The 14,724-nt window shown below is 66.9% G+C and carries 12 protein-coding genes; 9 read left to right on the plus strand and 3 right to left on the minus strand.

The annotated features are described in order from the left end of the window. Positions 1-78 precede the first annotated feature (78 nt). A complete protein-coding gene (locus BGI51_RS15580) occupies positions 79-984 on the plus strand; it encodes a LysR substrate-binding domain-containing protein (protein WP_187978899.1) in 906 nt (301 codons plus the stop codon). Further along, complete coding sequence (locus BGI51_RS15585; protein WP_187978900.1) at positions 981-1,688, plus strand: GntR family transcriptional regulator; 708 nt, start codon at positions 981-983, stop codon at positions 1,686-1,688. Before BGI51_RS15580 ends, BGI51_RS15585 begins: the two co-directional genes overlap by 4 nt. Before the next feature lie 61 nt (positions 1,689-1,749). Here the strand turns inward: BGI51_RS15585 and BGI51_RS15590 are convergent, their stop codons facing one another. Together BGI51_RS15590 and BGI51_RS15595 are read right to left on the minus strand one after the other, a co-directional pair. After that, positions 1,750-2,703 carry a PDR/VanB family oxidoreductase gene (locus BGI51_RS15590; RefSeq protein ID WP_187978901.1) on the minus strand — a complete coding sequence of 318 codons (954 nt, stop codon included), beginning with the start codon at positions 2,701-2,703 and terminating at the stop codon, positions 1,750-1,752. Positions 2,704-2,713: 10 nt separating this feature from the next. Continuing rightward, on the minus strand, positions 2,714-3,772 hold the full coding sequence (locus BGI51_RS15595; RefSeq protein WP_187978902.1) for an aromatic ring-hydroxylating dioxygenase subunit alpha: 1,059 nt from the start codon (positions 3,770-3,772) through the stop codon (positions 2,714-2,716). 266 nt (positions 3,773-4,038) lie between these two features. On the opposite strand from BGI51_RS15595, the gene BGI51_RS15600 reads away from it, so the two are divergent. The 5 genes from BGI51_RS15600 (at position 4,039) to BGI51_RS15620 (ending at position 11,002) form a co-directional block, all read left to right on the plus strand. Then, the gene (locus BGI51_RS15600; RefSeq protein ID WP_058792502.1) at positions 4,039-4,869 is read left to right on the plus strand and encodes a p-hydroxycinnamoyl CoA hydratase/lyase; all 831 of its coding nucleotides are present in this window, start codon (positions 4,039-4,041) and stop codon (positions 4,867-4,869) included. A 40-nt stretch (positions 4,870-4,909) separates the two neighbouring features. Next, a complete protein-coding gene (locus tag BGI51_RS15605) occupies positions 4,910-6,358 on the plus strand; it encodes an aldehyde dehydrogenase (RefSeq protein WP_187978903.1) in 1,449 nt (482 codons plus the stop codon). A 222-nt stretch (positions 6,359-6,580) separates the two neighbouring features. Next, positions 6,581-8,449 carry a feruloyl-CoA synthase gene (locus tag BGI51_RS15610; RefSeq protein WP_187978904.1) on the plus strand — a complete coding sequence of 623 codons (1,869 nt, stop codon included), beginning with the start codon at positions 6,581-6,583 and terminating at the stop codon, positions 8,447-8,449. 434 nt (positions 8,450-8,883) lie between these two features. Next, a complete protein-coding gene (locus BGI51_RS15615; RefSeq protein ID WP_187978905.1) occupies positions 8,884-9,804 on the plus strand; it encodes an SMP-30/gluconolactonase/LRE family protein in 921 nt (306 codons plus the stop codon). A 55-nt stretch (positions 9,805-9,859) separates the two neighbouring features. Next, a complete protein-coding gene (locus BGI51_RS15620; protein ID WP_252977098.1) occupies positions 9,860-11,002 on the plus strand; it encodes an MFS transporter in 1,143 nt (380 codons plus the stop codon). Positions 11,003-11,440: 438 nt separating this feature from the next. On the opposite strand, the gene BGI51_RS15625 is transcribed toward BGI51_RS15620, so the two are convergent. Then, positions 11,441-12,115, minus strand: a complete 675-nt coding sequence (locus BGI51_RS15625; RefSeq protein WP_187978906.1) for an RraA family protein — start codon at positions 12,113-12,115, stop codon at positions 11,441-11,443. Between the two features lie 212 nt (positions 12,116-12,327). On the opposite strand from BGI51_RS15625, the gene BGI51_RS15630 reads away from it, so the two are divergent. Together BGI51_RS15630 and BGI51_RS15635 are read left to right on the plus strand one after the other, a co-directional pair. Beyond that, positions 12,328-13,305 carry a hydroxyacid dehydrogenase gene (locus tag BGI51_RS15630; protein WP_187978907.1) on the plus strand — a complete coding sequence of 326 codons (978 nt, stop codon included), beginning with the start codon at positions 12,328-12,330 and terminating at the stop codon, positions 13,303-13,305. A gap of 74 nt (positions 13,306-13,379) precedes the next feature. After that, complete coding sequence (locus BGI51_RS15635) at positions 13,380-14,711, plus strand: MFS transporter (protein ID WP_187978908.1); 1,332 nt, start codon at positions 13,380-13,382, stop codon at positions 14,709-14,711. Positions 14,712-14,724: the final 13 nt, after the last annotated feature.

The raw sequence follows: 14,724 nt of genomic DNA on the forward strand, positions 1-14,724 counted from the left end.
TGGCTATAGTAGGCATTCTCACCACAGCGCGGCGGCGCCACAACCGAAGATTCCGCCGCCTATGCCGGAAGATCCTGAATGAATCACCGCCGCCTGACGCCCTCCATGTCGCTGCTGCTGGCCTTCGAGGCGGCGGCGCGGCATGAGAGCTACACCCGGGCGGCCGAGGAGCTGTCGCTGACCCAGAGCGCCGTAGGGCGCCAGGTGCAGGCGCTGGAACAGTTGCTGGGGCTGACGCTGTTTCGTCGCGAGGGCCGGCAGATCGTGCTCACCGATGTGGGGCGCGCCTATAGCCGTGAGCTGGGCCTGGCCCTGGGGCAGATCCGCAGCGCCACCCTGCAGGCCATGGCCTTCGCCTCCGGGCAGGGCACGCTGCGCCTGGCGGTGCTGCCGACCTTTGGTTCCAAGTGGCTGTTGCCACGCCTAGGTGACTTCTACGCTGCCCATCCCGGCATGCTGGTGCACCTGCATTCGCGCATCCAGGCGGTGGACTTCGCCGCCAGCGAGATCGATGCGGCTATCAGCGTCGGCAGCGGTAACTGGCCTGGGCTTTGTGCTCATCCGCTGCAGGCCGAGCAGCTTGTGGTGATTGCCAGCCCGACGACGCTGGCCGAGTTGCCGGATGCGACGCCGGCGACCCTGGCTGGCCAGCTGCTGCTGGGCGTGGCCAATAATCCCCAGGCCTGGGGTGAATGGTTCCGCCACCATGAGCTGCCCCATCGGGCCATGCGCCCGGGACCGAGTTTCGAGCTGACCTCGCACCTGATCCAGGCGGTACGCGCCGGCATCGGCATCGGGCTGGTACCGCGGGTACTGGTGGAGGACGAGCTGGCCCAGGGCGAGCTGCGGGCCTGCGGTCCGGCATTGGTCAGTCGGCGCAGCTATTACCTGGTCTATCCGCCGCGCAACGAAGGGCTGCCGTCGCTACAGGCCTTTCGCCAGTGGCTGCTGGCCGAGATCAACGAAGGAGAGGGGCAGCCATGAGCAAGCCGGGACAGCGGGTGCTGGCCGCGCTGCGGCAGATGATCCTGTCCGGCGAACTGGGCGCGGGCGAACGCCTGGCGGAGCTTCCCACTGCCGAGCGCTTCGCCGTGTCGCGCATGCCGGTGCGCCTGGCCCTGCGCACCCTGGCCGAGGAAGGTCTGCTGGAGCGCAGCGGTGCCCGCGGCTATCAGGTGCGGGCCCTGACCGGGGCCGATCTGGAAGGCGCGGTGGAGGTGCGCGGAGTGCTGGAAGGCCTGGCCGCGCGCCAGGCCGCCGAACGTGGCCTGGACGCTGCCACCCGCGTTACCCTGGAAGACTGCCTGCGGCGGGGTGATCGGCTGTTCGCCAAGGGCCATGTACTGCTGGAGGATCTGGAGGACTACCACGATCTCAACCGGGCCTTTCACCAGGCCATCGTCGCCGCCAGCGGCAATTCGGCCATCGCCCTGGCGCTGGGACGCCACGAGCATCTGCCGTTCGCCTCGGTGAGCGCCCTGGCGGTGGATGCCGAGGATCTCGACCGCGAGTACCGTCGCTTCAATTTCGCCCACCTGCAGCACCACGCGGTGTTCGACGCCCTGGTGCGCGGCCAGGGTGCCCGCGCCGAGGGCATCATGCGCGAGCACGCCCAGGCGACCCTGGGGTATGCGCGGTGGTTTGGTGGGGAAGAGGGCGAGGCGGGGGGGATGAAGGTGCTGGTGTAGAGCGGACCCTCACCCGGCCCTCTCCCAAGGGGAGAGGGGGAGGTAGGGCGGGCTCGGTTTGTCAGAGATCCAGCACCAACCGCTCGCCCTTGGCGCGCGAGCAGCAGGGGGTGAAGCGGTCGTTGGCGGCGTGCTCGGCCGCGGAGAGAAAGAGGTCGCGGTGCTCGGGTTCGCCGGCCAGCACTGGGGTCAGGCAGGTGCCGCAGAGGCCCTGGCCACAGGAGACCGGCAGGACGATTCCGAGGTCGGCCAGCACCTCGACCACGCTGCGCTCGGCCGGTACCTCGACGCGGCGTCCGCTGCGCGCCAGCTCCACCTCGAAGGGCCTTTGCTCGCCGTGGGTGGCGGGGTCGGCGGCGAAGTATTCGCGGTGGATCTGCCCGGGTTGCCAGCCCTGGGCCTGGGCGGCGTCTACCACCGCGGCCATGAAGCCGGCCGGGCCGCAGACATAGAGGTGATCGTCCGGTGCCGCCGGACCGAGCAGGTGCTGGAAGTTGGGCCGCAGCGCCGGATCGTGCTGGTCGAAGTGCACCCTGACCTGCTCGGCATAGGGCCGCGCCTTGAGCCAGGGGATGAAGGCGGCGTGTTCGCGGTCGCGTACCAGGTATCTCAGGGTGAAGTGCGCCCCCTGCTGATAGAGCTGTTCGGCCATGGCCAGGAGCGGAGTGATACCGATACCTCCGGCCAGCAGCTGGGTGCGGCGCGCGCTGGGGACCAAGGCGAACAGGTTGCGCGGCTCGCTGGCCAGCAGGCGATCGCCCACCTCCAGTTTATGCATGGCCTGGGAGCCGCCGTGGGAGTCGGGGACGAGCAGCACGGCGATGCGATAGCGGGTCGGTACCGGTTCCGGCGCGGTACAGAGCGAATAGTGGCGCACCAGGCCGTCGCCCAGGGTGATTTCCAGATGGGCGCCGGCGGCGAAGCCGGGCAGGGGGCCGCCGTCGGCGCGGGCCAGGTCGAAGGCCAGGATGGTGGGGGCCTCGCGCTGTACGGCGGTGACGATCAGATCGAGCATGAGAGGTCTCCTAGGCGATCTGCCGGACCGGGATGCCGGTGGCGGCCTGTTCGGCGGCCAGCAGGCGGTCGATGATCTGCCGCGACTGCACGCCGCCGGCATCGATGTTGAGCTTGAGCAGGCCGCGCTCCGGATAGCGCAGCAGGTTCTGCTGCTGGCGTTCGAGCATCTCCAAGTCTTCGCCGAAGATCTTGCCCTGGCCTTCGCGGATGCTGGCGGTGAGCTCGGCATCGTCCGGCTTGAAGTTGCGCGCCATGCCCCAGAAGTACCAGATGGAGGTCTCGGTCTCGGGGGTGATGAAGTCCACCACCACGCTGGCGGCCTTGACCGCCGCCGGGGCCTCGTAGCCGCCATGGCCGGCATGGGCCACGCCCACCTCGATCATCACGTGGCTGGGCGGGGTGAAGCGGCAAATCTGCCAGCGATCCACCGGGACGTCGTCGGCCAGGCCATTGCCGCGCAGGGCCATGCGCCAGAAGGGCGGGGCGGAGATGTTTTCCATGTGCCGGCTGGTGATGACCTCGTCACCGTCGACGCGGGTGGCCGGCGGCGCCTCGTCGATCTCCTTCTGGCCGATGCTGGAGGCGTGGACATAGGTCTCGTGGGTGAGATCCATGAGGTTGTCGATCATCAGCCGGTAGTCGCACTGGATGTGATAGAGGCCGCCGCCATAGGCCCAGTCGGGACTCTCGGCCCACTCCAGGTGGGGAATCAGCGCCGCATCGGCCTTGGCCTGGTCGCCCGGCCAGACCCAGATGAAGCCGTGCCGCTCGACGGCGGCATAGGGGCGCACCGCGGGAAAGACGCCGACCCGCTGCCCCGGCATGCCCAGGGTCTTGCCACCGCAGCCCATCTCCAGGCCGTGATAGCCGCAGACCAGGGTGCCGTCGCGGACGAAGCCCAGGGACAGCGGCGCACCGCGGTGCGGGCAGAAGTCTTCCAGGGCCACCACCTGGCCATTGGCGTCACGGTAGAAGACCAAGGGTTCGCCACAGATCTGGCGACCCAGGGGCTTGTCTTGGACTTCGTCGGGGGTACAGGCGACGTACCAGGCGTTCTTCGGGTACATGAGCGGGGCCTCTTGTTGTTGTCTATTGGATCCAATGGTTATGACGGTTAACGATTCCTGTCAACGGCATTCGCCGTACGAGACCGTTCTCAGGACGAATGGCGTTACGAGTGTTGCGCTCATTTCTGCTCAATTGGATCCTGTTTGCCCACACCCCCCTATCGTTCACCGGCATCATGCATGCTCAGCAAAATAGTTAATTGACTTAACTAATTCCTTGGCGTAGCTTCAGCTCCATACCCACCCAACAACAAGAGGCACACGCCATGGGCAGTTATGACGGACGCTGGCAGACGGTCAAAGTGGACATCGAGGACGGTATCGCCTGGGTGACGCTCAATCGTCCGGAAAAACGCAATGCCATGAGTCCCACCCTCAACCGCGAGATGGTCGAGGTGCTGGAGACCCTGGAGCAGGACGCCAGTGCCGGCGTGCTGGTGCTGACCGGTGCCGGCGATGCCTGGACCGCGGGCATGGATCTCAAGGAATACTTCCGCGAGACCGACGCCGGCCCCGAGATCCTGCAGGAAAAGATTCGCCGCGAAGCCTCCCAGTGGCAGTGGAAGCTGTTGCGCATGTACGCCAAGCCGACCATCGCCATGGTCAACGGCTGGTGCTTTGGCGGCGGCTTCAGCCCGCTGGTGGCCTGCGACCTGGCCATCACCGCCGACGAGGCCACCTTCGGCCTGTCCGAGATCAACTGGGGCATTCCCCCGGGCAACCTGGTGAGCAAGGCTCTGGCCGATACCGTGGGCCACCGTACCGCCCTCTACTATGTGATGACCGGCAAGACCTTCAGCGGTCCCGAAGCGGCGGCCATGGGCCTGGTCAACCAGAGCGTGCCGCGCGACCAGTTGCGCGAGGTGACCACCGCCCTGGCCCGCGAGCTGCTGGACAAGAATCCGGTGGTGCTGCGGGCCGCCAAGGTCGGTTTCAAGCGCTGCCGCGAACTCACCTGGGAGCAGAACGAGGACTACCTCTATGCCAAGCTCGACCAGTCGCGGCTGCAGGATCCGGAAGGCGGTCGCGAACAGGGCATGAAGCAGTTCCTCGACGACAAGAGCATCAAGCCCGGGCTGCAGACCTACAAGCGCTGAACCGCCACCGCCCACCCGTACAACAACAAGAGGTAGCGTCATGGTCGAGGTATCCCTGCTCATCGGCGGCGCCAGCCGCCCGGCCGGCGACGGTCGCAGCTATCAGCGTTGCCATCCGGTGACCGGCGCGGTGGTCTCCACGGTGGCCGCCGCCACCCTGGACGATGCCGACGCCGCGGTGGCCGCGGCCCAGGCCGCCTTTCCCGCCTGGGCTGCGCTACCACCGGGCGAGCGTCGTCGCCGTCTGCTGGCCGCCGCCGATGGTCTGGTCGCGCGCAGTAGTGAATTCGTCGCCCTCGCCGGAGAGACCGGGGCCATGGCCAACTGGTACGGCTTCAATGTCCACCTGGCGGCCAACATGCTGCGCGAGGCGGCGGCCATGACCACCCAGATCCAGGGCGAGGTCATACCGTCCGACGTGCCCGGCAGCTTTGCCATGGCGCTACGCCAGCCCTGTGGCGTGGTGCTGGGCATCGCGCCCTGGAACGCGCCGGTGATCCTCGGTACCCGCGCCCTGGCCATGCCGCTGGCCTGCGGCAACACCGTGGTGCTCAAGGCCTCCGAACAGAGTCCGGGCGTGCACCGGCTGATCGGCCAGGTGCTGCAGGATGCCGGCCTGGGCGACGGTGTGGTCAATGTCGTCACCAATGCTCCGGAGGATGCCCCGGCCATCGTCGAGCGGCTGATCGCCAACCCGGCGGTGCGGCGCGTCAACTTCACCGGCTCCACCCGGGTGGGTCGCATCGTTGGCGAGCTGGCGGCGCGCCATCTCAAGCCGGCCGTGCTGGAACTGGGCGGCAAGGCACCGCTGCTGGTGCTGGAGGATGCCGACCTGGATGCCGCGGTCGCCGCGGCGGCCTTTGGCGCCTATTTCAATCAGGGGCAGATCTGCATGTCCACCGAGCGCCTGCTGGTGGACAGTCGCATCGCCGACGCCTTCGTCGAGCGCCTGGCGGCCAAGGTACGCACCCTCAAGGCCGGCGATCCCGGCGCGGCCGATTCGGTGCTGGGTTCCCTGATCGACGCCGGTGCCGGCACCCGCATCAAGGCGCTGATCGACGACGCCGTGGGCAAGGGCGCCCGGTTGGTCTGCGGTGGCGAGCTGGAGGGCAGCATCCTGCAACCGACCCTGCTGGATGGCGTCACCGCCGAGATGCAGCTCTATGCCGAGGAGTCATTCGGCCCGGTGGCCGTGGTGATCCGTGCCGAGGGTGACGAGGCCCTGCTGCGCCTGGCCAACGATTCCGAATTCGGCCTCTCGTCGGCCATCTTCAGTCGCGACACCGCCCGTGCCCTGGCGCTGGCGCAGCGGGTGGAGAGCGGCATCTGCCACATCAATGGACCCACGGTGCACGACGAGGCGCAGATGCCCTTTGGCGGCGTGAAGTCCAGCGGTTACGGCAGCTTCGGCTCACGGGCCTCCATCGATCATTTCACCCAGTTGCGCTGGGTGACGCTGCAGACGGGGCCGCGCCACTACCCGATCTGATCAGCGTCCGCCGTCCCTAGGTTCTGTACGACAAATGCCTGCGCTCGGTGATGCTTCGTTGAAAAAGGCTTCGGAATGCTCATTTACCGCTCGTAAACTCCGCTTCCTCAGCCTTTTTCGCCTCGCCTGACCTTCGCTCGGCGACTTTTCGTACAGAACCTCGCTCCTGTTGCAACAACAATAAGAGGCGCCCTCGGGCGCCAGCCCAGAGGAGAATTCAAGGTGAGTCACGTCACGCATACCCGCGCGCCCGCCGATCAGCCGCTGCGCTATCGCCCGGTGACCCTGGGACACCCTGGCGTCACCGTGGAAGAGCGGGGTGGACTGCTTTACATGGCCTCCCAGGAAGCCCTGACCCCGCCGCCGCCGCGACTGCTGGACCGGCTGCTGCACTGGGCCGCGGTGGCCCCGGACCGCACCTTCTTCGCCGCCCGGGAAGCCGGCGGCGCCTGGCGCGAATTCTCCTATGGCGAGATGCTGCAGCGGGTGCGCCAGCTGGCCGCCGCGCTGCTGGAATTCGGTCTTTCCGCCGAGCGGCCGCTGGCAATTCTCTCCGGCAACGACCCGGAGCACCTGCAGCTGGCCATGGCCACCCTCTATGCCGGCATTCCCTTCTGCCCGGTGTCGCCCGGCTACGCGCTGCTGTCCCAGGACTACGCCAAGCTGCGCCATGTCTGCGGCCTGCTGCAGCCGGGACTGGTGTTCGTCAGCGATGGCCCGGCCTTCCAGAAGGCGCTGGACGTCGTGCTGCCCGCCGACGTACCGGTGATCGCGACCCGCGGTCAGGTCCAGGGCCGCAATAACCTGACCTTCGCGGCGCTGCTCGCCCGTGGTGAGCTGGCCGCCGCCGAGCGTGCCTTCGCCGCCACCGGCCCGGACAGCATCGCCAAGTTTCTCTTCACCTCCGGTTCCACCAAGTTGCCCAAGGCGGTGACCACCACCCAGCGCATGCTCTGCGCTAACCAGCAGATGCTCTTGCAGACCTTTCCGGTGTTTGGCGAAGAGCCGCCGGTGCTGGTGGACTGGCTGCCCTGGAACCACACCTTTGGCGGCAGCCATAACCTGGGCATCGTGCTCTACAACGGCGGCACCTTCTATCTGGACGAAGGCAAGCCGACCCCCCAGGGCTTCGGCGAGACCCTGCGCAATCTGCGCGAGGTATCGCCCACCGCCTACCTGACGGTGCCGCGCGGCTGGGAAGAGCTGGCCAATGCCCTGGAGCGCGACGCCGAGTTGCGCGAGCGCTTCTTCGCCCGCATGCGGCTGTTCTTCTTTGCCGCGGCGGGGCTGTCGCAAAGCGTCTGGGATCGCCTGGATCGCATCGCCGAGGCCCATTGCGGCGAACGCATCCGCATGATGGCCGGTCTGGGCATGACCGAGGCCTCGCCCAGTTGCACCTTCACCACCGGACCGCTTTCAGTAGCCGGCTATGTCGGGGTGCCGGCGCCGGGCTGCGAACTCAAGCTGGTGCCGGTGGACGGCAAGCTGGAAGGGCGCTTCCGGGGTCCGCACATCATGCCCGGCTACTGGCGCGACACCGCCCAGACCGCCGCCTGCTTCGACGAGGAGGGTTTCTACTGCTCGGGCGATGCCCTCAAGCTGGTCGACCCGGCCAATCCGCAACTGGGCCTGATGTTCGACGGCCGCATCGCCGAGGACTTCAAGCTGTCGTCCGGGGTCTTCGTCAGCGTCGGTCCCCTGCGCAATCGCGCGGTGCTGGAGGGGACGCCGCTGGTGCAGGACGTGGTGGTGGCGGCGCCGGATCGCGAGTGTCTGGGACTGCTGGTCTTCCCGCGCCTGGCGGATTGCCGGCAACTGGCCGGGCTGGAAGACGGCGTCGATGCCGCCACGGTACTGGCCAGCGCCCCGGTGCAGGACTGGTTCGCCGCCTGGCTCAAGCGCCTCAATCGCGAGGCTTCGGGCAACGCCAGCCGCCTGGAATGGATCGCCCTGCAGGAAGAACCGCCATCCGCCGACCGCGGCGAGATCACCGACAAGGGCTCGCTCAACCAGCGCAGCGTCCTGACCCATCGCGCGGAACGGCTGGAGGCCTGCTATCGCGGAACGGCGCCGTTGTTGATCAGGGCGTGAGATGTAGCGCCAGGACCAGGGTGCCCGGTGCAATGCCGGCCATCCCGGTCCTGGTGGCCCGCTTCGGCACCCCGTTGCCATCCTTGCACTCCCGACTGCAGAGGCGCCTGGCGCCCCGGAGGGCGCCGGGCATTTTCCTGTTCGTCTGTCGCGGAACCAGGCGCCAGTCGCTGGCTGCATCCCTGTCTTGCTTCCCAATAGCCGCTGACCGGACCTGGCTTTCCAGGTAGCTGGCCGCGTGCTGGCCCGTCAATCGGGGCCTTTCCAGAGTTTCGTTCTGATTCCAGAGTATGAGTCTGTAATTTCCGTAAGGAATCCAGGCTATCAGGGCTTGCATTTGGCTATTCATCCTTTATTTTGAAATAGCGTTTCATAAATACAAGGGTAACCCCCCTCCGCTAGCCGGCCTACGCCGCCGCCAAAGGTCTCTGTGCATGAGCTTCTTCACTGCGCCTCCGACGCTGGAAACTGCTGTCTTCACCCGCCTGCCCGAGCGCTATCGCCAGCCGCGGCGGACCGCCTGGGCCGATGCCAATCGCCAGGGCCGCGCCATCGATTCCTTTCTGGAAGGGCCCTCCTTCGATCGCCAGGGCAATCTCTATGTCACCGACATCCCCAACGGGCGCATCTTCCGCATCGATCCCAGGGGCGAGTGGGAGCTGGTCTGCGAATACGACGGCTGGCCCAACGGCCTGAAGATCCACCGCGACGGGCGCATCTTCATCGCCGACTACAGGCGCGGCATCCTGCAGCTCGATCCGCTGCGCGGCGAGGTGGAGACGGTGCTGGACAGCGCCGGCTCCGAAGGCTTCAAGGGCGTCAACGACCTGGTGTTCTCGCCGGCCGGTGATCTCTATTTCACCGACCAGGGGCAGACCGGTCTGCAGGACGCCAGCGGCCGGGTCTATCGTCTGGGCTCCGATGGCCAGCTCAGCTGCCTGCTGGCGACGGTGCCCAGCCCCAACGGCATCGTCTTCGATCCCCGGCTCAACCACCTGCTGGTGGCGGTGACCCGCGCCCAGCAGGTCTGGCGCATTCCTCTGGGCAACGGCCCGCTGATCGGCAAGGTCGGCGTCTTCGCCCAGTTGCATGGCGGCCTGGGCGGCCCCGATGGCCTGGCGCTGGACGAGGAGAGCAATCTCTACATCGCCCACACCGGTTTCGGCTCGGTCTGGCAGCTCTCACCGGTGGCCGAGCCGCTGGCCCGACTCAAATCCTGCGCCGGCATCAGCAACACCAACCTGGCCTTCGGCGGCCCCGAAGGGCGCAGCCTGTTCATCACCGAATCCGAGACCGGCAGCATCCTGCGCGCGGAGACTCCGGTACGCGGCCTGCCGCTGTTTTCCCATCTCTGACCGGCGCTGCGGCGTCTCGCGCTTTACCCCACAACAACTACAAGAGAGGTTACCCATGAGCCAGACCCATCCGGGCGAGCAGCCGCCCCTGACCGATGCCGAGGGCGAGCAACTCCTGCGGCGCGCCCTGTGGCGCATCCTGCCGTTCATCTTCGCCTGCTATGTGGTCAGCTACCTGGACCGCACCAATGTCGGCTTCGCCGCCATCAGCATGAACCAGGACCTGGGGCTCACCGCGACGATGTTCGGCTGGGCGGCGGGCCTGTTCTTCTTCGGCTACTTCCTCTTCGAGGTGCCGAGCAACCTGCTGTTGCAGCGCTTCGGCGCACGGGTCTGGATCGCGCGGATCATGATCAGCTGGGGCCTGATCTCCATGGCCACGGCCTTCGCCACCGGGCCGGTCAGCTTCAGCATCCTGCGCTTCCTGCTGGGAGTGGCCGAGGCCGGCTTCACCCCGGGGGTCTACCTCTACTTCACCTACTGGTTTCCCGGCAAATGGCGCGCCAAGGCCACCGCGGCCTTTCTGCTGGGCATCCCCACCGCCAACATCATTGGCTCGCCGCTGTCGGGGATGCTGCTGGACGTGCATGACTTCATGGGGCTGAGAAACTGGCAATTCCTGCTGGTGGCGGAAGCCCTGCCGGCGGTGCTGCTCGGCATTCTCTGTCTGTTCGTGCTGGTGGATACGCCGGCCAAGGCGCGCTGGCTGTCGACCCGCGAGCGCACCTGGCTGACCGAACGCCTGGCCCGCGAGCAGCGCGAGATCGGTGCCACCCATGGTTCCACGCTGCGCCACGCCTTCACCAACTCCAAGGTGTTCATGCTGGCCGCCATCAACTTCTGCGGCATCGTCGGCTCCGTGGGGATCGGCATCTGGATGCCGCAGATCATCAAGAGCCTGGGCATGCAGAACACCACCGTCGGCCTGGTGGCCACCATCCCCTATATCCTCGGCGCCGTCGCCATGACGCTCTGGGCGCGCCAGGCCAACCAGGGTGCCCAGCGGCTGCCCTATGTGGCCGGTGCCCTGGCGCTTGCCGCGCTGGGCCTGGTGGGCGCTGCGCTCTCGGCCGATCCGCTGCTGCGCATGACCTGCCTGAGTGTGGCGGTGGCAAGCATCCTGTCCTTCCAGGCGACCTTCTGGGCCATTCCCTCCACCTTCCTGACCGGTCGGGCCGCGGCGGGGGACTGGCGCTGATCGTCTCCATCGGCAACCTGGGCGGCTTCGTCGGACCCTTCGCCATCGGCCTGGTCAAGGATGCCACCCAGAGTTTCTCCGGGCCCTTCTATGTGGTGGCCTCGGTGCTGGCGCTGGGCGTCGTGCTGATGCTCTGGCTGGGTGATCCGAGTCGGCGGGAGCCGGTGAAGCCGCTGGGCACGACGGGCCTGGAAGGGGTGGGGCGTACCTGAGGCGCAGAGGTTCGGGATGGAAAGAGGCGGCCCAGGCCGCCTCTTTCTTTGGCAGGCCGCGCCGGCAGCAACTGCGCCAGGCGCGAAGGCGGTGTGGAAGGCGTCGGGATGCCGCCGCCTGCAGTGGTCGGGAGTGCGGGAGCCATCAGCAGAGCGGTTTCGAGAGGGTGCCAACATGAAAAAAAGGCAGCCAAGAGCTGCCTTTTTTCATACCGGCAAGAGGTCGCTAGGGCAGGGCGCAGCCCTTCTTCCTGAGCGATTCCAGGACCCAGCTGCGGTCGTTGGTGCCTTCGGCGATCTGTTGCATCTGCTTTTCTTCGGCGGCGTGCTTGGCGGCGGCGCGGTCATAGACCTCGGCGACATGATCGTAGGGCACGCAGAGCAGGCCGTCGTCGTCGCCGATCACCAGGTCACCCGGCTCTATGACCATGCCGTCGATGGCGATGGGCACGTTGATCTCGCCGGGGCCGTCCTTGTACGGACCGCGATGGGAGATGCCGGCAGCGAACAGCGGGAAGTCGCCGGCGCCGATGTTGGCGGCATCGCGGATGGCGCCGTTGATGACGATGCCGGCCACGCCGCGCTTGACCGCGTAGGCCACCATCATCTCGCCGATCAGCGCATTGCTCAGGTCGCCACCGGCATCCACCACGATGACGTCACCCGGTTCGGCGATGTCCAGGGCGTGGTGCAGCATGAGGTTGTCGCCCGGACGCGCCTTGACGGTCAGGGCCGGGCCGGCGAGTACGCCCTGGCGATGCATGGGGCGCAGGCGCGAGCCGCCGGCGGTCATGCGGTGCATGGAGTCGCTGACGTTGGCGACCGGGATGTCGCGGTAGCGCGCGACCCAGTCGGCCGCGACCTTGCGTTGGGCAGTGAGCACTCTGAAGCCGATGGTCATGGGCATTTCTCTTGTGGGAATTGTCGGATGCCGCCACGTATTAGCTGGCTGATTTCAGAATTGCATTTCGTTTTCAAGGTTTCAAGTCCTTTGACCGGCCCTCTTGATCGATTACAAGATAAAATTTGCAATGGCGTTTCATTATGATAGGTTCTGAGACAGATCGCTCGCCTTAGGCGCTGTGCCCGTCCATAACAACAAGGGGTACTCCGATGACCCGCAAGATCCTGCTCACCGGTCCGGCACTGGCTCCCGAAGCCATGGCCCTGGCCGCCGCCCATGACGTCCAGGTCATCCCGACCGAGCCCTACATGCCTCATGACGACCTGCTCGCCCTGATCCGCCAGGAACAGCCGGACGCCATCATCGTCCGCCAGGGCAAGCTGACCCGGCCCATGATCGAGGCGTCGGCCAAGCTGGCGATCATCGCCAAGCACGGCGTGGGCTACGACACCATCGACCTCCAGGCCGCGGCCGACCGCGGGATTCCGGTCACCATCGCCCTGGGCGCCAATGCCCAGTCGGTGGCCGAACACGCCTTTGCCCTGATGTTCAGCGTGGCGCGGCAGACCGCCTGGCTGGATGCGCGGATGCGCGCCGGACACTGGGACAAGTCCCAGGCCAACGGCACCGAGCTGTTCGGCAAGACCCTGGGTCTGGTCGGGCTGGGCGCCATCGGCAGTGTGCTGATGGATCTGGTGGCGCCGCTGCGGATGCAGGTGCGGGTCTATGATCCCTATCTCAAGCACCTGCCCGCGCGCGATCATGTCCAGCGCGAGGAGAGCTTCGATGCCTTGCTGGCCGAGTGCGATGTCATCAGCCTGCATTGCCCCCTGACCGAGGCCAATCGCCACCTGTTCGGTGCCGCCCAGTTCGCCCGCATGCGCCCCGGCAGCCTGCTGATCAACACCGCCCGCGGCGAGCTGATCGATACCCAGGCCCTGGTCACGGCGCTGCGCGAAGGCCAGCTCGGCGGCGCCGGCCTGGACACCTTTCATCCCGAACCGCCGCCGGCGGACAGCAACCTCTGGGGAGTCGCTAACCTGGTGGCCACGCCGCACGTCGGCGCCAACACCACCGAGGCGCGCGACCGCGTCGGCCTGGTAGCGGTGCAGCAGGTGCTCGATTGCTGGCACGGCAAGACGGTGGAGTCGCGCGCGGTGGTCAATCGCCACCTGACGGCCGCCTAAGCGCGGCGGCGACGGGGTGGCCCCACGGGGCCGCCTGCCACGCGATCTCCACAACAATAAGACGGAGAGCTCTCATGACTACCCCCACGTCCCCGGTCAGCGAACTGGAACGCGCGACCATGCGCCGCGTCGCCTGGCGCATCCTGCCGTTCCTGATCGTCTGCTACCTCATCGCCATCATCGACCGCGGCAACATCGGCATGGCCTCGCTGCAGATGAACAAGGATCTGAGCCTGACGCCCGCGATCTTCGGCTTCGCCAGCAGCCTGTTTTTCTTTTCCTATTTCCTGGTGGAGGTGCCGAGCAACCTGGCATTGCAACGCTTCGGTGCGCGGATCTGGATCGCCCGGATCATGATCACCTGGGGGCTGATCTCGGCCGGTACCGCCTTCGTCCAGGGCGCCAACTCGCTGTACGTGATGCGCTTCCTGCTGGGCGCTGCGGAAGCCGGCTTCTTTCCCGGGGTGCTGCTGTATCTCACCTACTGGCTGCCGTCCAACTACCGGGCGCGCATGGTCGCCCTCTTCATGGTGGCGATACCGGGGGCGAATTTCCTCGGCTCGCCGCTCTCCGGCCTGCTGCTGAGCATGGACGGCTGGCTGGGTATCCGTGGCTGGCACTGGCTGTTCATCCTGGAAGGCATCCCCGCCGTACTGCTGGGTATCGCCTGCCTGTTCGTGCTGACCGACCGCCCGGAGCAGGCCAAATGGCTGAGCGACGAGCAGCGCAGCTGGCTGACGCTCAAGCTGGCCGAAGAGCGCGGACGCAAAACCAGCATCGGCCATATCTCCCTCTGGCAACTGCTCAAGCACAAGGATATCTGGGTGATGGCGCTGATCTATTCGGGCGCCTCGGCGGCCGGCAGCACCATGAGCGTCTGGGCGCCGCAATTGCTCAAGTCCTTTGGCCTGTCCAATCTGGAGGTCGGCCTCACCAATGCCATTCCCTATGGCCTGGCCTCCGTGGCGATGGTCCTCTGGGGCCGTAGCTCGGATCGCACCGGCGAACGTCGTTGGCACACCTCGCTCACCATGCTGCTGATCGCCGTGGGTCTGTTGGCGGGCATGTTCACCTCGTCGCTGGCCGCCACGGTGATCCTGCTGAGCCTGGTGCTGATCGGTGCCTATTCGATGAAGGGACCGTTCTGGGCGCTGGCCTCGGGCTGGCTGTCGTCCTCTACCGCCGCGGCGGGTCTGGCCGCCATCGGCGCCCTGGCCAACCTCATCGGCGGCGGGGTGATGGTCAACGTCTATGGCGCCATCCACGGTGCCACCCATAGCCATGCCCTGGCGGTACTGCCGCTGGCCACCCTGTGCGCCATCAGCGGTCTGCTGGTGCTGGTCATGGGCCGCAAGGCCATGCGCGCCAAGGCCGAAGCTCAGGCCGCAACCGCCAACGCCAGCTAGGACCTGTCACGGC

This window comes from Pseudomonas oryzihabitans (genome assembly GCF_014522265.1).
GTDB classification, from domain to species: domain Bacteria; phylum Pseudomonadota; class Gammaproteobacteria; order Pseudomonadales; family Pseudomonadaceae; genus Chryseomonas; species Chryseomonas aestiva.